Source organism: Aquabacterium sp. A3, assembly GCF_038069945.1.
GTDB lineage: Bacteria > Pseudomonadota > Gammaproteobacteria > Burkholderiales > Burkholderiaceae_C > Aquabacterium.
Map to the genome: position 1 here is coordinate 1,058,940 of NZ_JBBPEV010000001.1, position 19,179 is coordinate 1,078,118.

20 protein-coding genes and 1 pseudogene are annotated in these 19,179 nt (G+C 60.2%); 12 read left to right on the top strand and 9 right to left on the bottom strand.

All coding sequences use genetic code 11. The annotated features are described in order from the left end of the window. Nucleotides 1–32 precede the first annotated feature (32 nt). Genes WNB94_RS04660 through WNB94_RS04675 form a run of 4 tightly spaced genes read left to right on the top strand, consistent with a single transcriptional unit; the run spans nucleotide 33 to nucleotide 4,080 of the window. Nucleotides 33–797 (top strand): polysaccharide deacetylase family protein, encoded by a 765-nt coding sequence (locus tag WNB94_RS04660; RefSeq protein ID WP_341388716.1) that lies wholly within the window; start codon nucleotides 33–35, stop codon nucleotides 795–797. 14 nt (nucleotides 798–811) lie between these two features. Continuing rightward, entirely contained in the window at nucleotides 812–1,888 is a 1,077-nt protein-coding gene (locus tag WNB94_RS04665; RefSeq protein ID WP_341388718.1) for a glycosyltransferase family 4 protein, read from the top strand. Between the two features lie 12 nt (nucleotides 1,889–1,900). Next, nucleotides 1,901–2,983, top strand: coding sequence for a glycosyltransferase family 9 protein (locus tag WNB94_RS04670; protein ID WP_341388719.1), 1,083 nt, complete (start codon nucleotides 1,901–1,903; stop codon nucleotides 2,981–2,983). Then, entirely contained in the window at nucleotides 2,980–4,080 is a 1,101-nt protein-coding gene (locus tag WNB94_RS04675; protein ID WP_341388720.1) for a glycosyltransferase family 4 protein, read from the top strand. The genes WNB94_RS04670 and WNB94_RS04675 overlap by 4 nt, the downstream gene beginning before the upstream one ends. 23 nt (nucleotides 4,081–4,103) lie before the next feature. Here the strand turns inward: WNB94_RS04675 and gmhB are convergent, their stop codons facing one another. From gmhB to WNB94_RS04695, 4 genes and pseudogenes are all read right to left on the bottom strand, one after another. After that, the gene (gene gmhB / locus WNB94_RS04680; RefSeq protein WP_341389949.1) at nucleotides 4,104–4,694 is read right to left on the bottom strand and encodes a D-glycero-beta-D-manno-heptose 1,7-bisphosphate 7-phosphatase; all 591 of its coding nucleotides are present in this window, start codon (nucleotides 4,692–4,694) and stop codon (nucleotides 4,104–4,106) included. Continuing rightward, a pseudogene (gene rfaE2 / locus WNB94_RS04685) lies at nucleotides 4,677–5,096 on the bottom strand (D-glycero-beta-D-manno-heptose 1-phosphate adenylyltransferase); the annotation flags it as partial. The gene gmhB and the pseudogene rfaE2, both read right to left, overlap by 18 nt. A gap of 53 nt (nucleotides 5,097–5,149) precedes the next feature. Then, on the bottom strand, nucleotides 5,150–6,085 hold the full coding sequence (gene rfaE1, locus WNB94_RS04690) for a D-glycero-beta-D-manno-heptose-7-phosphate kinase (protein WP_341388721.1): 936 nt from the start codon (nucleotides 6,083–6,085) through the stop codon (nucleotides 5,150–5,152). 4 nt (nucleotides 6,086–6,089) lie between these two features. Further along, nucleotides 6,090–6,659 (bottom strand): D-sedoheptulose-7-phosphate isomerase, encoded by a 570-nt coding sequence (locus WNB94_RS04695; protein WP_341388722.1) that lies wholly within the window; start codon nucleotides 6,657–6,659, stop codon nucleotides 6,090–6,092. An 89-nt stretch (nucleotides 6,660–6,748) separates the two neighbouring features. On the opposite strand from WNB94_RS04695, the gene WNB94_RS04700 reads away from it, so the two are divergent. The 4 genes from WNB94_RS04700 to WNB94_RS04715 all read left to right on the top strand — a co-directional run bounded on the left by WNB94_RS04700 (nucleotide 6,749) and on the right by WNB94_RS04715 (nucleotide 10,663). Next, nucleotides 6,749–7,762 carry a glycosyltransferase family 9 protein gene (locus WNB94_RS04700; protein WP_341388723.1) on the top strand — a complete coding sequence of 338 codons (1,014 nt, stop codon included), beginning with the start codon at nucleotides 6,749–6,751 and terminating at the stop codon, nucleotides 7,760–7,762. 21 nt (nucleotides 7,763–7,783) lie between these two features. Next, entirely contained in the window at nucleotides 7,784–8,764 is a 981-nt protein-coding gene (gene rfaD, locus WNB94_RS04705; protein WP_341388725.1) for an ADP-glyceromanno-heptose 6-epimerase, read from the top strand. Between the two features lie 3 nt (nucleotides 8,765–8,767). Beyond that, nucleotides 8,768–9,802, top strand: a complete 1,035-nt coding sequence (locus WNB94_RS04710) for a glycosyltransferase family 2 protein (RefSeq protein ID WP_341388726.1) — start codon at nucleotides 8,768–8,770, stop codon at nucleotides 9,800–9,802. 111 nt (nucleotides 9,803–9,913) lie between these two features. Next, on the top strand, nucleotides 9,914–10,663 hold the full coding sequence (locus WNB94_RS04715; RefSeq protein WP_341388727.1) for a DUF5672 family protein: 750 nt from the start codon (nucleotides 9,914–9,916) through the stop codon (nucleotides 10,661–10,663). 13 nt (nucleotides 10,664–10,676) lie between these two features. On the opposite strand, the gene WNB94_RS04720 is transcribed toward WNB94_RS04715, so the two are convergent. After that, nucleotides 10,677–11,546 carry a glycosyltransferase gene (locus WNB94_RS04720; protein WP_341388728.1) on the bottom strand — a complete coding sequence of 290 codons (870 nt, stop codon included), beginning with the start codon at nucleotides 11,544–11,546 and terminating at the stop codon, nucleotides 10,677–10,679. A gap of 168 nt (nucleotides 11,547–11,714) precedes the next feature. Here WNB94_RS04720 and WNB94_RS04725 point away from each other — a divergent pair, with 168 nt between their 5' ends. Continuing rightward, nucleotides 11,715–13,367, top strand: a complete 1,653-nt coding sequence (locus WNB94_RS04725) for an ABC transporter ATP-binding protein (protein ID WP_341389951.1) — start codon at nucleotides 11,715–11,717, stop codon at nucleotides 13,365–13,367. 10 nt (nucleotides 13,368–13,377) lie between these two features. Here WNB94_RS04725 and WNB94_RS04730 read toward each other — a convergent pair whose 3' ends face one another. Both WNB94_RS04730 and rffA read right to left on the bottom strand, forming a co-directional pair. Further along, nucleotides 13,378–14,451 carry an acyltransferase family protein gene (locus WNB94_RS04730; protein ID WP_341388729.1) on the bottom strand — a complete coding sequence of 358 codons (1,074 nt, stop codon included), beginning with the start codon at nucleotides 14,449–14,451 and terminating at the stop codon, nucleotides 13,378–13,380. 31 nt (nucleotides 14,452–14,482) lie between these two features. Continuing rightward, nucleotides 14,483–15,658: a dTDP-4-amino-4,6-dideoxygalactose transaminase gene (rffA, locus tag WNB94_RS04735; RefSeq protein ID WP_341388731.1), complete on the bottom strand. Its 1,176-nt coding sequence runs from the start codon at nucleotides 15,656–15,658 to the stop codon at nucleotides 14,483–14,485. 520 nt (nucleotides 15,659–16,178) lie between these two features. On the opposite strand from rffA, the gene WNB94_RS04740 reads away from it, so the two are divergent. From WNB94_RS04740 to WNB94_RS04745, 3 genes are read left to right on the top strand one after another with little or no spacing between them, the layout of a single operon-like run. Beyond that, the gene (locus WNB94_RS04740; protein WP_341388733.1) at nucleotides 16,179–16,712 is read left to right on the top strand and encodes an alpha-1,2-fucosyltransferase; all 534 of its coding nucleotides are present in this window, start codon (nucleotides 16,179–16,181) and stop codon (nucleotides 16,710–16,712) included. A gap of 18 nt (nucleotides 16,713–16,730) precedes the next feature. Beyond that, complete coding sequence (locus WNB94_RS17190) at nucleotides 16,731–17,117, top strand: beta-1,6-N-acetylglucosaminyltransferase (RefSeq protein ID WP_445819020.1); 387 nt, start codon at nucleotides 16,731–16,733, stop codon at nucleotides 17,115–17,117. Next, on the top strand, nucleotides 17,087–17,623 hold the full coding sequence (locus WNB94_RS04745) for a beta-1,6-N-acetylglucosaminyltransferase (protein WP_341388734.1): 537 nt from the start codon (nucleotides 17,087–17,089) through the stop codon (nucleotides 17,621–17,623). The genes WNB94_RS17190 and WNB94_RS04745 overlap by 31 nt, the downstream gene beginning before the upstream one ends. On the opposite strand, the gene WNB94_RS04750 is transcribed toward WNB94_RS04745, so the two are convergent. Together WNB94_RS04750 and WNB94_RS04755 are read right to left on the bottom strand one after the other, a co-directional pair. Beyond that, the gene (locus WNB94_RS04750) at nucleotides 17,579–18,565 is read right to left on the bottom strand and encodes a lysylphosphatidylglycerol synthase transmembrane domain-containing protein (protein WP_341389952.1); all 987 of its coding nucleotides are present in this window, start codon (nucleotides 18,563–18,565) and stop codon (nucleotides 17,579–17,581) included. The two genes, WNB94_RS04745 and WNB94_RS04750, sit on opposite strands and share 45 nt — an antisense overlap. After that, complete coding sequence (locus WNB94_RS04755; protein WP_341388735.1) at nucleotides 18,565–19,050, bottom strand: CatB-related O-acetyltransferase; 486 nt, start codon at nucleotides 19,048–19,050, stop codon at nucleotides 18,565–18,567. The genes WNB94_RS04750 and WNB94_RS04755 overlap by 1 nt, the downstream gene beginning before the upstream one ends. Nucleotides 19,051–19,179: the final 129 nt, after the last annotated feature.

Below are 19,179 nucleotides of genomic sequence, written 5' to 3' on the forward strand. Positions count from 1 at the left end.
ATCCGCCGGCCGTGCCCGAACGATCCTCGTCCATGCGCCCACCCGCCGCGCCCCCCCTGTCGATCTTGATGTACCACCAGATTGGTCGCTACCCGCGCCCGTCGGCACATCGCGCGCTGTTTTGCCACATCGATCGGTTCAAGGCCCAACTGAGCTATTTCAAATGGATGGGCGTGGACGTGCTGTCCATGGACCAGGCCCACGCCTGCTTGTTCGAGGGGCGGCCACTGAAACGCCGTGCTGTGGTCATCACGGTGGATGACGGTTATGACGACTTTCGAGAGCACGCCTGGCCTGCCCTGAAAGCCCATGGATTTCCGGCGATGGTCTATTTGGTGAGCGCGCTGGTGGGCAAACAGGCCGACTGGTTGTCAGACCGCCCTGAATTGCCTCGCCTCATGGACGCGGGGGCCATCAGGCAATTGCGGCGAGAAGGCTGCGATTTCGGCTCGCACGCGATGACGCACCCGCGCCTGTCCACACTCAGCGCGGGCCAGCAACGCCAGGAGATCATGGGCAGCAAGCAAGCCCTCGAAGACCTGCTGGGCGAAGGCGTTGAGCACTTCTGCTATCCCTTTGGTGACTACACCGAACGCTCACGCGACATGGTGCAAGAAGCCGGCTACCGCACGGCCACCACCTGCATCCGTGGCGCTGCCAACTTTTCAGACAACCCGTACGAGCTGACGCGCAAAGCCATTTCATATGGCGACAACCTCGTCGGGTTCGCGTGGAAGTTGCATGCCAAACACGCGCGCAAGGGCCAGGCCGCACTGCCCGACCGCGTCGCCGCGTGAAGCTTGACGAAAGCATGCGCATCGTCCACGTCCTGCACAGCCATGGCTACGGTGGCGCTGAAAACCACGCCTTGCTGATGATGACCCTGCAGCGCCAGACAGGGCACGATGTTTGTTATGCAGGACCGCTGGACTCGTGGCTGGGCCGTGAATGCGAGGCAGCCGGCATCCCCAGCGAACACATTCCCATGCATGGGTTGTTCGATCTGTGGTCACACTACAAGCTTCGGGCCTTGCTCAAACGCTTTCGTGCAGACATCGTGCACGGCCACCTCATCCGTGGCGCCATGTATGCCGGTCGCGCGGGTCACCGCCACCGCGCCCCGGTGGCCCTCTGCACCGCCCACGCCACCACGGCGCGCACGCACATGCAGCGCTGTGCGCACATCATCGCGGTGTCGGGTGCCGTGCGCGATGGCCTGCTGAAGGCAGGCTATGCGCCAGACGACGTCAGCCTCATCTACAACGGCGTGCCCGAGGCGCCGCCATCGCCAAGCGCCGAACAACGGCAAACCCTCAGGCGGGCGCTGGGCATCCCTGATGGGGCGTTTGCGGTGGTCCACGTGGGGCGATTCGTGCGCGACAAAGGCCAGGATCTGCTGATCGAGGCCATGAACTCCCTGCCCGCAGACGTGCACCTCTACCTGGTGGGCGACCCTGACACCGACTACGGCAGAAACGTGCTGACGGCACTGTCCAGCCAGCCTGCCTTGGCCGCCCGCGTGCACAGCCTGGGCTTTCGCCCAGACGTACCCCAACTGTTGCCCGCCTTTGATGCGTTTGCACTGGCATCTCGCCGCGAGGCCCTGTCCATCGCCGTGATCGAAGCCTTTGCGGCAGGCCTGCCCGTGGTGGCCACCGATGTGGGCGGTGTGCCAGAAATCGTGCGCCACGAAGACACAGGGCTGCTCGTGCCCACCGAGAACGCCACCGCCCTGGCAGGCGGCATCCATCGGTTGCAGGCCGATGCGCCCTTGCGCGCCCACCTGGTGGCCCAAGGCGGGCGACTCTACCGTGAACAGCTCACCGCACAGAGCATGCTCAACCACACGCTGGCGCTGTATCAGCGCTGCCTGACCAGCACCCGCTGAGGCATTGATGCCATGAGCACCAAGCACCCCGAGCCCCGTCGCATCCTTGTCGTCCGCCTCTCGGCCCTGGGCGACATCGTCATGGCCTCGGGCCTCATCCCCGCCCTGAAAGCGCGGTTTCCTCGGGCCGAGGTGTCCTGGGTGTGCGAACCGGTGTGCGCACCGCTGCTCAAGCACAACCCGCGCCTCAAGCAGGTCATCATCTGGCCGCGTGGCGAGTGGCAAGCCTTGCTCAAGGCCAGGCGCTACCTGGCGCTGTGGCGCGCCATCCGCACCTTCCGGGCCCAACTGAAGGCCGAGCAATTCGACCTCGTGCTCGATGGCCAGGGCCTGCTCAAGAGCGGCCTGGTGGCCTGGTTCACCGGCGCGCCCCGGCGCGTCAGCATCATCGCCCGAGAGGGCAGCCACCGGCTGGTTCACGAGGTGGTCACGCCACCGCCTGGGGCCGACCCGGTGATGGGCTCGGAGTACCGCTACGTGGCCCATTACCTGGGCGCGCCACAGGGCAGTTTTGTGCACGACCTGGCCGTGGGTGAAGCGCAGCGCGCGCGCGCTCGCGAGGTGCTGCGTGAGCGCCTGCAGGCGGCTGGGGAGAACGCCCCGGGCGCCAGGCCCTTGGTGGTGTTGGCCCCCTTCACCACCCGCCCGCAAAAGCATTGGGTGGAAGCCAACTGGTCCGAACTCGGCCGGCAGATGCTGGCGCGTGGGCTGCAACCCGTGGTGCTGGGCGGCCCCGCCGACCGCGAAGCGGCCGAACGCATCTGCGCGGGCCAACCGCAGTTGCTGAACCTGGCCGGCGCCTTGAAGCTCGATGAAAGCGTGGCGCTGATCGCCGACGCGCAGCTGCTGGTGGGGGTGGACACGGGCCTGACACACATGGGCTCGGCGCTGCGCATCCCGACCGTGGCGCTCTTCGGCTCGACGCGTCCCTATCGGGAGGGCCCGACCGCCCGAACACGCATCCTGTACGACGCCCTGCCCTGCTCACCCTGCCGCCGTCGCCCCACCTGCAACGGCGCCTTCACCTGCATGACGGGGCTGACCACCGAGCGCGTGCTGCAAGCGGCCATCGTTCAGCTGGAGACGCAGTCATGAAGGTGCTGCACGTCGAAGCCGGCATGCACCTGTATGGCGGTGCGCTGCAGGTGGTCTTTTTGTTGCGCGGCCTCAAAGCCCGTGGCATTGACTGCGTACTGGCCTGCCCCACCGGCAGCGCCATCGCCGCTGAGGCCGCACCACACGCCCAGGTGGTCGAGATGACGATGCGCGGCGATGCCGACATGGGCCTCACGGGTCGCCTGCGCAGGCTGATCCGCGCCGTGAAGCCCGATGTTGTGCACCTGCACAGTCGGCGTGGCAGCGACCTGTGGGGCGCGCTGGCCGGCCGGCTTGAAGGCGTGCCCGTGGTGCTCAGCCGCCGGGTTGATAACCCAGAGGCGCGCTGGGTGGTGAGCCTGAAATACCGCCTCTATGACGAGGTGGTGACCATCTCGGACGGCATCCGCCAGGTGCTGCTGTCCGAAGGTGTGCCGCCCGCCAAGGTGCACTGCGTGCTCAGCGCGGTCGACACCGAGCGCTACCGACCCGATCGCTCGCACCTGGCCTGGTTCCGCCAGACCTTCGGTGTGGCCGACCACGAGTTGACCATCGGCATGGTGGCGCAGTTCATCGCCCGCAAGGGGCATGTCACGCTGCTGGACGCCCTGCCCGAGGTGCTGACCCAGCACCCTCACCTCAAGGTGATCCTGTTCGGCCAAGGGCCGCTGTGGGACGAGATCCACACGCGGGTGCAATCCGACCCCTTGCTGGCCAAGCACGTGCAGTTGCCGGGCTTTCGCAAAGACCTCGACCGCATCCTGCCCTGCCTGGATGTGCTGGCCCACCCGGCCCACATGGAGGGCCTGGGCGTGTCGCTGCTGCAGGCCGCCGCCTGCGGGGTGCCGCTTGTGGGCGGGCGGGCAGGTGGCATCCCTGAAATCATCCAGCCTGGGCTCAATGGCGAGCTGATCACGCCGGGAGACACCGCCGCGCTGGTGCACGAACTCAACAAGGTGCTGGGCTCGGCCGAGTTGCGCCAACGCTACGGGGCGGCTGGCCGCCAGTGGGTGATCGATCGCTTCTCGGTGGACGCGATGGTTGAGGGCAACCTGGGGGTGTATCAGCGGGCCACCGGCAAGCGCCGCGCGGCTTGATGCCAGATGCCGCTGCTTCAGGTTCAGGCCGACTTCAGCAACGCATCCACGCAGCTGGCCAAATCTGCATAAGCCGCGTCGGCCCCGGCCAGCCCGTCGGTTGACTCGGCATTGTCAGACTGGACGATGTAAGCGCGCCCCAGGCCCGCAGCGCGCGCAGCCTCGATGTCTGATGGCTTGTCGCCCACCATGAACGATTGCTCAAGCGACAGGCCGTGCTCGCGCACCGCCCGCAAGATCATGCCGGGTTCGGGCTTGCGGCAGTCGCAGTCCACCGCCAGCTCGGGCACCTTGCCTTTGGGGTGATGCGGGCAGTGGTACACCGCCTCGACCTGCGCGCCAGCGGCGGCCAGCGCTTCGCACATGCGCGCGGTCAGCGTCTGAAACTGCGCCTCGGTGTACATGCCGCGCGCCAGGCCAGACTGGTTGGTGACCACGATGAGCGCATAGCCGGCCTCGCGCAGGCGGCGCATGGCGTCCACGGCCCCGGGCACGAACTCGAACTCGTCCCACTGGTGCACATAGGCCCGATCCAGGTTGATGACGCCGTCGCGGTCCAGAAAGGCGGCCTTGCGCGCCGCCGGCGCTGACTGTCCGGCACGGATGCGCTGCACCAGCGAGGTCGTGGAGAAACCGTCCACAAACGGAATCGCCAGGGCCTCACCACCCCACGAGCGCACCACGCGGGTCTCCTCCAGCGTTTCCATGTCGTAGTCGCCGCCCTTGACGTAGATGTCGGGGCGCGCCTCCTTGATCAAATCGACGGGGGTGCGCTCATCGAAGAACGTGACCAGCGACACCGACGCCAGCCCGGCCAGCACGGCCGCGCGGTCGATGTCCTTGTTCAGCGGGCGGTCAGGTCCCTTGCCCAGCAGGCGCGCAGAGGCATCACTGTTGACCGCCACCACCAGCGAGCCGCCCAGCTGGCGGGCGGCATGCAGGTAGCTCACATGGCCCCGGTGCAGCACATCAAACACGCCGTTGGTGAAGACCACCGGCTTGGGCAGCTCGGCCATGCGCGCGGCGATGTGTTCGCGGGCGCAGATTTTGTCGATCAAGTCATGGTCGCTCACGCAAACAACTCCTCGTACGTGAGCGTGGCCGTGCCGAACTTGGCCACCACCAGGCCGCCAGCGCGGTTGGCGTGGCCCATGGCGTCTTCCAGCGACAGGCCGCAGGCCAGCATCAGGGCCAGGGTGCCGATCACGGTGTCGCCCGCACCGGTCACATCAGCCACCTCACGGGCCTGGGCCTGCACCGTGGCCACGTGATCGGCTTCAAATAGGGTCATGCCCTCTTCGGACCGGGTCAGCAGCAGGGCCTGCAGGTTCAACTGGGCGCGCAAGGCCTGGGCCTTGGCCACCAGTTCGGCCTCGTCCTTCCAGGCGCCAATCACCTGCTGCAGCTCGGCCCGGTTGGGGGTGATGACGGTGGCCCCCGCGTAGCGGCTGTAATCGCTGCCCTTGGGGTCGATCAGCACGGCCTTGCCGGCCTGACGGGCCAGCTCGATCATGCGCGGAATGTGGGCCAGCCCGCCTTTGCCGTAGTCCGAAAACAGCACCACGTCATGGCTGGCCAGTTCGCGCTCGAAATCGCCCAGCATCTGCCCCAGCACCTCGTGGTCGGGCTCGCGCTCAAAATCGACGCGCAGCAGCTGCTGATTGCGCCCGATCACGCGCAGCTTGACGATGGTCTGCATGCGAGGGTCTTGGCCCAGCACGGTGGCCACGCCATGCCCCTCCAGCAACTGCTGCAGGCGGCGCGCAGGCTCGTCTTGCCCCACCACGCTCAACAGCGTCACCTGCCCGCCCAGCGTCTTGATGTTCAAGGCCACGTTGGCCGCGCCGCCCACGCGCTCTTGCTCTTGGGCCACGCGCACCACCGGCACCGGTGCCTCGGGCGAGATGCGCTCAACCGCGCCAAACCAGTAGCGGTCCAGCATCACATCGCCCACCACCAGCACACGGCGGGCCCCCAAGAGGTCTTTGTTCACGATGATCGGCATGGGCTCAGGCCAGGTCCAGGTGTTGTTCAACAAGGCCGCACAAGGTGTGGCCGATCAGGATGTGTGCCTCCTGGATGCGCGCGGTGACCTGGCTGGGCACCACGATGGCCACGTCGCACAGCGGCTTCAGCGCGCCGCCATCGCGCCCCAGAAAACCCACCACCTTGATGCCCAAGGCACGGGCCTCATCCACCGCACGCAACACATTGCGCGAGTTGCCCGAGGTGGAAATCGCCACCAGCACATCCCCGGCGCGACCCAAGCCCAACACCTGACGGGCAAACACCTCGTCAAAGCTGTAATCGTTGCCGATGCAGGTGAGCGCCGACGAATCCGTGGACAGGGCCAGACCGGCCAGCGGCGCACGGTCTTTGATGAAGCGCCCGGTGAACTCGGCAGCCAGATGCTGCGAATCTGCGGCAGACCCACCATTGCCGCAAAACATCACCTTGCCCCCGGCCTTGACCGCCTGCGCCATCAGCGCCCCCGCTTCGTTCACCAGGGGCAAGAGGGCCGGCAGGGCCTCGAACACGGCCGCGTGCTCCTTGAGATTGTCCAGAAACAGGGTTGACATGGGCGCTCCACAAATCCAACCCGGATTGTCCAACGAAATAGAACACCCGCAACGCTTGGCACAATAGCGGCTTCACGCTGCCCTGACTCATGAGTTCCCCCCAGCACCCACCACGCACCGTCGTCCTGCTGCAATACACCGGCATTGGCGATCTGGTGTGGCACATCCCCTATTTCAAGCGCCTGGCCGAGCTCAGCGCCAACGGCAAGGTCACCGTGGTGGCGCAACCCTCCACCCTGGCCAAGCATTTCATTGGCCACGAGCCCTGGGTGGAGGCCGTGATCGACCACGACCACCGTCCACGCCGGGGCGAAAAGCGCCGAGGGCGCCATGCTGGCCTGCGCGGCATGTGGCGCATGGCCCAAGAACTCAAAGCCGGTCGCTATGACCGGCTCGTCTTGTTTTCTGGCCGGGCCAGCCGGGGCCTCATCGCCGGGCTGAGCGGTATCCCGGTGCGCCTGGGTTTTGGCTACCGCTGGCTGCAGCGCGTCTTTCTCACGCAAGGGCCCTACATCCAGCCGTACCAGGGCCCGTCGCTGGCAGTGTTTCCAGAGTCGGAGGCCTTCATGCTGGCGCATGGCTTCATCCCGGCGCCATTTGCGCCGAAGATGGACGTGCCTGACAGTGCCATGACCACGATGCAAGCACGTCTGGCGTCGCTGCCCCGCCCGCGGGTGGCACTGGCCATCGGCACCAGCGAAACCCACAAGCAGTGGGGCATCGATCGCTATGCGCAACTGGCCTGCCGCTTGTTGAAGGCCGGCTGTGGCGTGCTGGTGCTGGGCGGCCCCGCCGAAAAAGCCATGGCGCAAGACCTGGCCGCGCAAGTGCCCAACGACCTCAAGGCCGGCTTCATGGTGATCACCGACGCGCCCGTGATGGGCAGCGCCGCCGCATTGAAGCTCTGTGACCACTGCGTGGGCAACGACACCGGCATGGTCAACGTATCGGCCGCAGTGGGCACACCCACCCATGTGATCATCGGCGCACGCGCCACGCTGGATCATGATCCGGCCACACTGCACAACGTGAAGGCCACCAGCCTTGCCGCCATCTCGGTGGATGAGGTGGTGGGGCTGCTGTCACCGCTCATTCACCATTGAACTTTTGAAGGGCCTGCCACCATGATCATCATCACAGGCGCCACAGGCTTCATCGGGTCGAACATCGTGGCCGACCTCAACGCCCGAGGCCGTACCGACTTGCTCCTGGTGGACGATCTTGGTACCCAAGGTAAGTGGAAGAACATCGCCAAACGGCGCTTCTTGGACTTGGTGGACTATCGGTCGTTGGACCAACTGCTGCCCAAACTCGAGCGAGCCGACGCGGTCTTTCACATGGGGGCCAACTCTTCCACCACTTCCACCGATGGCGACGAGATTCTCCACGTGAATCTGCACGCCACGATGGCCTGGTGGCGATGGTGCACGCTCCACGGCACGCCGTTCATCTATGCATCGTCGGCTGCAACCTATGGTGACGGCGCGCAAGGCTTCGCGGACAACCAGAATCCCGACGCGCTTGACAAGCTGTCCCCCTTGAATCTTTATGGATGGTCAAAACACCAGTTTGACAAGTGGGCAGTTGAACGGGCGGCCGAAGGAAAAGCCCCACCTCAATGGGCTGGCCTGAAGTTCTTCAATGTGTATGGCCCCAATGAATACCACAAGGGGGACATGAAAAGCCTGGTGGCCAAGAACACGGCGCTGGTGGCACGTGGCGAGACGATTCGCCTTTTCAAGTCTCACAAGGAGGGCTATGAGGACGGCGGCCAACTGCGAGACTTTGTCTATGTCAAAGACTGCTGCAATGTCATGATGTGGCTGCTGGACAATCCAAAGGCATCCGGGATATTCAACCTGGGAACGGGGCAGGCGCGTAGCTTCGTGGACTTGGTGCAAGCCATTGGCAAGGCATTGGCCAAACCTGTGAGCATCGAGTACATCGATATGCCTGAGAGCATCAGGCCCAATTATCAATATTTCACAGAGGCGCGGATGGACAAGCTGCGACAAGCAGGTTTCAGCGAGAAATTTCACTCCCTGGATGAGGGCGTGGCGGACTATGTGCAGCAGCACTTGGCTCAGCCCGACCCATTCCGCTGACACATGCTGCCCAACATTTCGTTCCTGATCCCGGTTTACAACGTCCAGAGCTTTCTGGACGACTGCCTTGCCAGCGTGGTGACGGCCTGCGCAAACACCGATCAAATCATTTTGATCAACGACGGCAGCACGGATGAGTCAGGGAGCGTGTGCGACAAATGGGCGGCGCGTTACCCTGACTTGATCCAAGTGGTGCATCAACCGAACCAGGGACTCTCCGTGGCGCGCAACGTGGCCTATGCGCACTGCCACGGCGACTACGTATGCTTCATCGATTCTGACGATGTGTTGTGCAGCGAGGCCATCGCCGTCGCGAGACAACATCTTCGCGAACGTCAGCCTGACATTCTCACGATGGATGCCATCTTGTGGCGCTCCGGCGAGCATGACGAGCCCCTGCGTCATTCTCTGCCTGCGCTGCAAACTGTCTCGGCGCAACACGCCCTCATCGCCGCATTCCGAGACAACTTCATGTCCTCATGCTGTCGAATATTTCGTCGCTCGCTGCTTGAGAGCATGGCTCCTCAGATCTTTCCTCCAGGACGGTGCTATGAAGACAACATCACGGTCCCTTTGCTGATCGCCAAAGCAAGCACGATCATGTATGTGCCACATGCACTTTTTCGGTACCGGGTGCGGCCTGGCAGCATCACCAGACACCAGACGTTCTCTCGCTGCATGGATCAGGCCACCTCCCTGGCTTCTCCGCTGCGTGCCATCAAGATGCTGAACGAAAGTCAAGAGCTCGAGCAACAAGCCAACGTGGCCGTGCTGTCGAACGTGGTGATTGCCATTCGCCATGCCGGGGCCATTCCACGGGTGAGTCGGGCTGACTTGGAAGCCCTTCTTGCTGCCGGCTTGTCTTCGCTCACCATGAACACTCCTGCCCTGCTGGCAGCGGCACAACAAGCTGACACCAGGCACGCCAAACTGAGCAAGCATGCCCGGGGCATGCTGCTGCATCCCAAGCGCTACGTGCTGGCACGCTGGCTGATGGCCAGGTGGAAACAAATGCGCCAGCCAACTCTCCGAACCTGAGAGAGCCATCGTCACGCCATGTCGTCATCAAGGTTGAATCTCTCGGGGGTCACACTTTGCTGTGTGGATACCCGTGCGGCGGCGCAAGCCATCCACGCTTTGAAGCACAGCATGCGCTTCATTGACTTCGGTGACGTGCTGTTTCTGGGCGATGTCGGTTTCAGCCACCATCCAGACCTTCAACACACTGGAATCAGATTTGGCGCCATCCCTGCCCTGCGCAACATTGATGACTACTCCCGATTCATGTTGCATGAGCTTCACGCGCACGTACACACTGAACATGTGCTCGTCATTCAATGGGACGGGTTCATCTCCCATCCAGAACTGTGGCGCGACGAATATCTGACGGTAGATTACATCGGTGCACCTTGGTACCACGGAGGTCACCCTGGACTGGTCGGAAACGGCGGCTTCTCTCTTCGATCACGAAAGCTGCTGGACGCAAGCCGGCACCTGCCCAGCCCTGCTGGCGAGCCCGAAGACATGACCATCTGTGTGCATCAGCGGCACGCACTTGAAACCAAGCATGGCATCAGACTGGCCCCATTGCCTATGGCCCAAGCCTTCGCCTGTGAATACGGTCCTTATCGCCGCAGCTTTGGATTTCATGGCATGCACAACTTCGCACACGCCATGGAGCCTGCCGAGCTTCGCGCCTGGCTTGATGAAGCCCCTGCTGAAATCATCGCTGGCCAGCATGCCAGAAAGCTGATCAAAAGCCTCATGGCTGCAGGCCGCGCAGCTGACGCCTTGCACCTCATTCATCTGCGCAAGAAGATCTTGGGACGGCACCGAGATCACTATGTTCTGAAGGCCCGCGCGCTCGCAAGCGCTCTGCGTCGGCGCCATCCAAACTGACCATGGGGAGACGTCATCGCCCTCTCAGTCTCCGCCACCAGAGACTGAGTACCCGTCGGGTGGTCTGACGAGTGGGGTCGAGGCGCCAGACCGTAGCGACATCACGCCACCGAATGTCGAAGTTGTAATGCCTGGACAAGGACTGAAGGTACAGATCTCGGCGTTGAGCATGGCTGAGCCACACATGGCGGGCCAACAAGGCGTCACGGGCTGCCTCAATGCGGGTCCTGGCCTGGTCTGAAATCCGGTCCCCACGAGGCGACGCGTCCAGCTCCATCGTCACCTCATCAACAAGATGGCCCTTGAGACCCAAACGCATCATGGACAGCCACAAATCAAGGTCTTGCCAGGCTGGAAGCCCCTCGGTGAAGCCCCCTGCCGACAAAAATGCCTCACGAGGGGCAAATACCTGATTCCCAATGCAATTGCTCACGCAAAGCAAATCTACGGTCGCCTGGGCAGGCATCCGCGATTCCACGGCCCCTCCAGGGCCGACCGCCCGGGTCTGAGAGTAAAGAAATGCCTTGTCTTGATCTGGCTTCAAGGTTTGCCAATGGCTCAAGAAGAGCTCGAGGCGCTGGGGCAGAAAGATGTCGTCATCGTCGAGGCCAGTGACGAAGTCTCCAGTGGCCATTCGGATGGCCTGGTTTCTGGCGAACGGAGCGCCAGCCGGAGCGCTGAGCACGCTGAAGCGAACACGCGGATCACGCTCCGACCAATTTGCCAACACCCGGGATGTACCGTCGGTCGATGCGTCGTCCACCACCAGCAACTCCAGGTTCGGATAGGACTGAGACAACACAGATGACATCGCACGCTGCAGCAACGACTCACGATTGCGCGTTGCGATGTAAACAGAGATCAGTGGAAGCTTGATGGTCACAGACGTTCTCAGGTGCGGATCACCCATGGAAATTATCCCTCAGCAGCTAAACTCGCATGCTGGCCTTAAGGCTTCCATCAGATGACCGACTCAGATTTCAAAGCCACCCGGCAACGCATTCTTACCTACGCCAAGCAACACTGGCAGTTGTTTGGAGCTGCCATCGGCATGTTCATCATTGGCTCCGCAGTTGAGCCTGTCGTGCCATGGCTGTTCAAAAAACTGCTGGATTCTGGGTTTCAGGATGGCCTCGATTACCCACTGTGGATGGTGCCAGTGGTGGTGATTGGCCTGTTTCTGGTGCGAGGTCTGGCCAATTACGCGGGCAACTTCACCATGAACTACGCCACCAGTGCCGTGGTGTTGTCAATGCGACAAGACCTCATGCGTGCTTTGGTTCATGCCGATGCCAGCGTTTTCACACGACTGAGCTCAGGGCAGCTTGTGGCCAAGGTGGTCAATGAACCGCAATCTGCCTCCAGCATCCTTGGCAGCACAGCCATTGGTGTCATACGGGACTTTTTCACGCTGGTCTTCCTGGTGGCCTACCTGTTTTATCTGAACTGGCAACTCACGCTGCTGGCGTTCATCAGCATGCCCTTGTTGGCCATTTCAGTGCGGCTCATCAGAAAGCGGCTACAACGCATCGGCCATGCCGCTTACCACGGCAACCAGCGTCTGGTCAGAACCGTCGACGACAACGCCAGGGCCTGGCGTGTGGTGAGAACCTTTGACGCAGCAGATTTTGAGATGCGCCGGTTTGATGAGCAAGCCCTTCATCAGCGCCGCATGCTGATGAAACAGGTGTCAGCCAGCTCCCTGATCACGCCAACCACCCAGGTCATCGCAGCCATTGGCGTGTCCTTCATTCTGATGCTCGCGTTGCACCAGGCCTCCCAAGGAGGTGCCACGGTAGGCGAATTCGTTTCGTTCCTCACCGCCTTGTTGATGACCATTTCGCCGTTGCGCCATCTGACCGATGTCATTCAGCCACTCAACAGCGCCATGATCACGCTCACCGGGGCTTTTCAGTTGTTCGACGCCAAACTTGAACGAGACGATGGCCAGCGCATCATGCAAACGTGTCAAGGCGGCATCGACTTCAAGGATGCGTGGGTGCATTACGAAGGCGCCCCTTCGCCTGCCCTGCAAGGCTTCAACCTCCGCATCGCACCTGGGCAAACCATCGCGTTGGTAGGGGCCTCGGGGGCGGGCAAGTCCACCGTGGTCAACACGCTTCTGCGCTTTTCGGAGTTGTCTCAAGGACGGATAGAGCTTGACGGTACGCCCATCACGGAACTGAAACTGGCCAGCCTTCGCCAGCACTTCGCGGTGGTATCACAAGACATCATCCTGTTTGACGGTACGGTCGCGGAGAACGTGGCGTACGCCAGCAAAACACCGGTTGACCGCCGCCGGGTGGAAGAATGCCTGCGAGCCGCCAATTTGTGGACATTCGTATCCGAGCAACCCTCAGGCCTGGACACGGAGATCGGCACCAACGGCAGCAAACTCTCCGGGGGCCAACGCCAACGGCTGGCCATCGCACGCGCCCTCTATCGTGACGCTGCGGTGTGGATATTCGACGAGGCCACCTCGGCCCTCGACTCAGAATCAGAGGCTGTCATCCAGCGCTCGATTCAATCGTTACGCGGCAGCAAGACACTCATCCTGATCGCTCATCGCCTGAGCACCATCCGAAACGCAGATCAGATCTGCGTGATGTCGGAAGGCCGCATTGCCGAGCAGGGCCCCCACGACGCCCTTGTAGAGCGCAACGGACTGTACGCCAGCCTGGTACGACTCCAGGCCACGACCTGATCAAGTGCATTCAAGACTCTGTTGCGGGCCGTCCTCTGAGGCGGCGGACTGCAACGTGAAATCCGATGGCCTGCTTGATTCTCTCCAGCACTTCAGACACCGCCAAACAGACGAGCAGCAAGGTCACGAAAATGGCTGCTGGGTGACCCGACGCATAAATGAAGTCGCGCCAGAAGTACGCATAGACGAATGTGTGAAACAGGAAAATGTTGAAGAGATGGCCGCCCAGGTAAGCCAATGAACGCTGAAGCAACCTGCTGAGGCGCCCAACCTCGTAGGTCAACACGATGATCAGGACTGCGAACAGCCAATCTATTCGTGTGCCTGACAGCACAGGGCTGTAAGTTCTGAACAGCATCACAAACGCCAGCCCAAGGAACAAAACAGCAAAGCGGGTCGGCCCCAGACGCTGCAGGTATGCGGCGATCAAGGAAATCGTCTCGCGCTGCGCCATGTAAATGCCTAACGCGAAGGGAAACAGCCACTCGTTAAGCACCGGTACAACGGGTCTCTTGATCAGCAGGAGCAACAGCAACACGGTCAGCACCTTGGCGCCGTGCCCCTTCATCAGTGGATGCAAGAGTGGAAACAACAACGTGAGCGGAATGATCACACTCATGTACCACCAGGTCGCGTTGTAGCCATACTCTGGATAGACGTAGCGATGCAGCCCCGTCATCTGCACAAGGAACTTCAGGTACGGCTGCCCGTTGTAGGCGCCCTGCAGGCTCACTCCCACCGCACAGACACCGATCGTCACAAAGATCAGCGCCACAAACCAGTAGTTCATGTACAGGGGGACAAGTCGGGTTCTATAGAAGTGCGCAACGCCTGCTGGAGCGGCACTGACTGACCTGGAAAAGCCGTAACCGCTCAACAGCACAAAAATGGCCACACATACTTTGGCGAACAACGCGCTTTGGTAAACCCACACACCATATTCTGGATGTTTATAGAACAGGTGATGCCATAGCAGCAGCAGCAAAGCCACCCCCTTGCAGGCATTGGTGGCGTCAAGCTCAAACCCAGGCTTGACATTGGTTGCAGCAGACTTGACCGCACTACCCTGATCTGCGGTCAACATATCCACTCGGTCGTCTTTGCGATATCGCCGATCATTGGATAGAGCACCTGAGCGCGGCGACCACACGCTGCTGCTGAGCCTCAGACATCCCAATCCACAAGGGCAGCCTGATCAAACAAGCCGCCTGTCGATCTGTTACTGACATGCTGCCAGCAACCCGTGCATAGCGCTGTGCCGCAGGGGCGTTGTGCAATGGCACATAATGAAATACGGCATGCACGCCGTGCGATTTCATTAGGCTAAGCACCTCCTGCCGGTCCAGCTTCGGATTGATGCACACGTAGTACATGTGGGCGTTGTGCTGGCAGCTGACCGGCACCACAGGCCGACGCAAAAGCCCCTGCCGCTCCAAAGGCTCAAGCGCCGCATGATACCCAGACCACAGCTTCAGTCGCTGACGAGTGATGTCGTCTGCCTCCTGCAATTGCGCCCACAAAAATGCGGCAATGATCTCGCCAGGCAAGAAAGACGATCCCACCTCTTGCCAGGTGTATTTGTCTACTTCACCCCGAAAAAATCGACTGCGATCGGTACCCTTTTCACGAATGATCTCGGCCCGCAGCGCCAGTGTCGGCTCATTCACCAGCAGCGCACCACCTTCCCCCGAGATCACGTTCTTGGTCTCATGGAAGCTGTACGCTCCCAGGTGCCCGATGGTCCCCAAGGCGCGGCCTTTGTACTTAGACATCACACCCTGGGCAGCATCCTCGACCACCTTGAGCCCATGCCGCTGTGCGATCGCCATGATGGCGTCCATCTCACAGGCCACCCCCGCATAATGAACCGGCACAATGGCCTTGGTTCGCGATGTGATCGCCTGTTCGATCAACGTTTCGTCGATGTTCAACGTGTCTTCACGCACATCCACAAACACTGGGACCGCACCACGAAGCACGAACGCATTGGCGGTCGACACGAAGGTGTACGAAGGCATGATGACCTCATCACCTGGCTCAAGATCAAGCAGCAGGGCTGCCATTTCAAGCGCCGCCGTGCACGAATGAGTCAGCAAGGCCTTGTCACACCCTGTGCGCTGCTCAAACCAGCCATGACAAACCTGGGTGAACCGCCCATCGCCCGCCAGCATATTCCCAAACTTGGCTTCTGCTATGTAATGCAGTTCTTTCCCGGTCATGTACGGCCGGTTGAAGGGAATATGCTGATCAAAGCTCTGTTGCTGAATGCTCATCATTTTAAACTCCAACATGACAGCACTATAAGTGCATCCACCTTAAGACCGCCTTAAAGAAAAAGTTTATGGCCAAGCAATTCACATCGTCTGTATGCTTCTGATCTGAACAATGAGGGGCCGTGCTGCCCACAACAGGCACAGCACGCAAGATCAACAGGCAAGAAGCAAAAGCTAAGGCAGCGCACGACCACGCAACATAACGCAACTTTTGAAACAAAATGCATTTACCCCAACTCCCATACAGCCGGACAATTTCAGTTGAGCTACAAGGAGGACTTGGCAACCAGATGTTCCAATATGCTGCCGGCTTGACCTTGGCCCGAAAATTTGACATGCGACTCAACTTAGATACATCTTTCCTGAGTCGCAAAGCATCAGGTTACACACAGCGCGCATTCGAACTCAACGCATGGAACATCACGGCAGGCGTGGACAAAATACCAAGAATCATATTAAAACGCCAACCATGGCTAAGAGAAGGCACCAACGAAGACCCCTTCATTAGCAATAAATCCACAAAAAAAGTGGCAGACTCATGGGCTTTTGGCAAGACCCAAATATCTTCCGCGATATTCGAAATGAATTACTCAAAGAGTTCTCGCCAAAATCAACCATCAAATTCCCCAACGAACTGGTATCAGAAGCCCAAAAACCAAACAGCCTTGGCTTACATGTAAGGCGAGGAGATTACGTAAGCAACCCAAACGCCAATGCGCATCACGGCACATGTGACGCCCTCTTCTACAAGAATGCGGCAGAAATAATAAGATCGAAAACAGAAATAACAACTTGTCTTGTTTTTTCTGACGACCCAGATTGGGTCACTCAAAACCTAGATCTTGGATTTGATTATACAGCAGTCAAATCCGACGCAAGCATACCCGCACATGACCTTTGGCTAATGTCCCTTTGTCATCACCACATTATTGCCAACAGCACATTCAGTTGGTGGGCAGCGTGGCTTTCAACGCGAGCAGGGATGACTATATGCCCTAAACAATGGACCAGAAAACAAGACGCCAGTGTTCAGCGCCCAAAAATTGCACCGCAGCAATGGGAATGCATTTAAGCCAAACACGAATTAAATATGCTAAAAATAGCCTACCTCATTCTTGCACACCAAAATCCAAACCATCTACGCAGACTTTTAAATGCATTACAATCCGATCACTCATCGTGCCACGTCCACCTCGACGCGAAAGTCATCACGCATGAGTTTTCGTGGCTTGGAGATATGGCCACGAAAAATAGATATAAAGTATATTGGGGAGATTTCTCCCAAGTAGAGGCCTGTCTAGAATTGATTCGCACCGCGCTGGACAAAAACCCTGCAGCCGATTACCTCTGTCTTTTGAGCGGGGCAGACTACCCGCTTCAGTCGCAGACATACATCAGAAGCTTTTTGAAAAAAATGCAGGGGCCGAGTTTATTAACACCGTTGCCATGCCATCAGAGCAGGCAGGAAAACCGTTGAGCCGGCTTGAAAAATACAAAAAAAGGCCAGGACGCAACCCTCTTGAAACTGTTCCAGAGAGAATAAAGCTATTTATTGGAATGACACCAAAAACCCGAAGCGTACACCAACACCTTGGAGAAATAAAACCTTATGGAGGCAGCACCTGGTGGTGCCTGACCCGCCAATCTGCCGAGCACATTGTTAGATTCACCGAGCGTGAGAAGAAAATTGTGCGCTTCTTTGAAAATACTCAATGCCCGGACGAATCATTCTTCCACACCATCATATCCAACTCGCGGTTCAGTGACCGAATCAAACGCAACCTGACATACACAGACTGGTCCCAAGGCGGCGCGAATCCGGCTGTGATCACAATGAAACACGTACAAGACCTTACCGCACAATCCACAAGCGTTGTCAGCGACTTTTATGGCCCAGGCGAGGCCCTCTTCTGCCGCAAGTTCGAAGATGACTCCGAGTCACTTATCGAGCTGATCAAAGAGCGGCGGGGGTTTGAGAGTTAATCGCTCATCTGTGCCATCTAGCACGGCCCCGACACTCGCCGTGACAACACGATTCAAGTAGATCAACAATGCCAGCAAGGCCGCCGAAGCACTGACAACACCGGCCTGTGCCAGCAACCACACCAGGGCCCCCTCTCGCACACCCAACCCACCAACGGAGACTGGCAGTACCGTGGCCAGATAAACCAAAGGCACGACAAACATCCAGACGTGCCAGGGAACGGTCAAGCCAAGGATGTGCCCAAACAAGGCAAACACGAGAATTTCGCTGAACTGAAACACCAGGCCCGCAACCAGCACTTTCGAGAAGACGCCAGCCGGCACTCGTGCGAGCGAATCCATCATCCTCACGACGGCTGCCGACAGAGTCGCCACCCAGAGAGGCCGGGTCAACTTGGCCAGCACATGACGACCACACAACGCTGCCCACACCAGCAGCGGTATCAGCAAGGCCATGGCGGGGGTCAGACCGATCAATGAAACACTGAAGGCCGACTTCAGGGCGTCTGGCAACAACAAGACCCCAATGGTGCCGATGGCTGCCAAGCACCACATCCCGGCCAGCCGTTCGGCGGCGATGCCGAACGCAATGACAGCGGGGTTGGCACCCGTGGCTCGCTGACACAGCACGGCACGAACCACATCACCACCAATCACCCCGGGCAAAAACACCCCAAAGAAGGTTGCTCGCCAATAAAGGGTCAGGGCCTGGCGATGGGAAATCTCGACCCCCTGAGCCGCCAGCATCAGCCGCCAGCGCGCAGCAGCCACCCACAAGCCAAGGGTCAAGAGCAACGGTCCAGGCCACAACTGGTACAAGCGGCCGTCCCGCCAAAGTGCTGCAACCTGGTGCCAATCCACCAGCCACACCACATAAGCCAGCAGGCACAGCGATACAAGCGCCTTGAGCAGCCGGGGCCATGTGAAAGGCAGCCGCGCCATCAAGCCCTCAACTCCGCCACCAACTCCCTCAACCGACCGACGTCAGGTTGAGACGAAAGTACGGCAAAGTGCTGGCGAATCAAGCCGTCATCCCAGTCCCACCACCGCAGCCGCAGCAACAACTCGATCACTGCGTCGGTAAACCTCATTCGAATCACTCGCGCAGGTGCGCCCACCACCACAGCGAAATCAGGCACATCGCGAGTCACAACCGAATTGGCGCCAACCGCCACGCCGTGTCCGATGGTGAGGCCGCGACAGACCGCTGTACCAGACCCCAGCCAAACATCAGAGCCAATCAGTACAGGCGGGGCAAATCGGTCATACGGAATGTCGGCTTCTGCAGGGCGCAATCCATCATGGTGGTTATACAGAAACGAATGCTGCGCGATTCGGCTGACATCATGATCAGCGCCCCCAATCGACACATGCCACGAGACCGCGCAAAAAGCACCCAACGTGGCATGCATGATCACCGTGTCCATGCCTGTATACGAGTGTGCTCCGACTGCGGCGTGCGTCAAGTGATTGTTGCGATCAATGCGAGCGTGGGCACCCAGCACAGAATCGTCCACACGGCTGTGGTTACCCACAACGCAATGGGCACCCAGCCT

Coding starts and splice junctions, on each gene's coding strand:
- WNB94_RS04660 (WP_341388716.1), top strand. CDS start 33: ATGCGCCCACCCGCCGCGCCCCCCCTGTCGATCTTGATGTACCACCAG.
- WNB94_RS04665 (WP_341388718.1), top strand. CDS start 812: ATGCGCATCGTCCACGTCCTGCACAGCCATGGCTACGGTGGCGCTGAA.
- WNB94_RS04670 (WP_341388719.1), top strand. CDS start 1,901: ATGAGCACCAAGCACCCCGAGCCCCGTCGCATCCTTGTCGTCCGCCTC.
- WNB94_RS04675 (WP_341388720.1), top strand. CDS start 2,980: ATGAAGGTGCTGCACGTCGAAGCCGGCATGCACCTGTATGGCGGTGCG.
- rfaE1 (WP_341388721.1), bottom strand. CDS start 6,085: ATGCCGATCATCGTGAACAAAGACCTCTTGGGGGCCCGCCGTGTGCTG.
- WNB94_RS04695 (WP_341388722.1), bottom strand. CDS start 6,659: ATGTCAACCCTGTTTCTGGACAATCTCAAGGAGCACGCGGCCGTGTTC.
- WNB94_RS04700 (WP_341388723.1), top strand. CDS start 6,749: ATGAGTTCCCCCCAGCACCCACCACGCACCGTCGTCCTGCTGCAATAC.
- rfaD (WP_341388725.1), top strand. CDS start 7,784: ATGATCATCATCACAGGCGCCACAGGCTTCATCGGGTCGAACATCGTG.
- WNB94_RS04710 (WP_341388726.1), top strand. CDS start 8,768: ATGCTGCCCAACATTTCGTTCCTGATCCCGGTTTACAACGTCCAGAGC.
- WNB94_RS04715 (WP_341388727.1), top strand. CDS start 9,914: ATGCGCTTCATTGACTTCGGTGACGTGCTGTTTCTGGGCGATGTCGGT.
- WNB94_RS04725 (WP_341389951.1), top strand. CDS start 11,715: ATGTTCATCATTGGCTCCGCAGTTGAGCCTGTCGTGCCATGGCTGTTC.
- WNB94_RS04730 (WP_341388729.1), bottom strand. CDS start 14,451: ATGTTGACCGCAGATCAGGGTAGTGCGGTCAAGTCTGCTGCAACCAAT.
- rffA (WP_341388731.1), bottom strand. CDS start 15,658: ATGTTGGAGTTTAAAATGATGAGCATTCAGCAACAGAGCTTTGATCAG.
- WNB94_RS04740 (WP_341388733.1), top strand. CDS start 16,179: ATGGGCTTTTGGCAAGACCCAAATATCTTCCGCGATATTCGAAATGAA.
- WNB94_RS17190 (WP_445819020.1), top strand. CDS start 16,731: ATGCTAAAAATAGCCTACCTCATTCTTGCACACCAAAATCCAAACCAT.
- WNB94_RS04745 (WP_341388734.1), top strand. CDS start 17,087: ATGCCATCAGAGCAGGCAGGAAAACCGTTGAGCCGGCTTGAAAAATAC.
- WNB94_RS04750 (WP_341389952.1), bottom strand. CDS start 18,565: ATGGCGCGGCTGCCTTTCACATGGCCCCGGCTGCTCAAGGCGCTTGTA.
- WNB94_RS04755 (WP_341388735.1), bottom strand. CDS start 19,050: ATGGACACGGTGATCATGCATGCCACGTTGGGTGCTTTTTGCGCGGTC.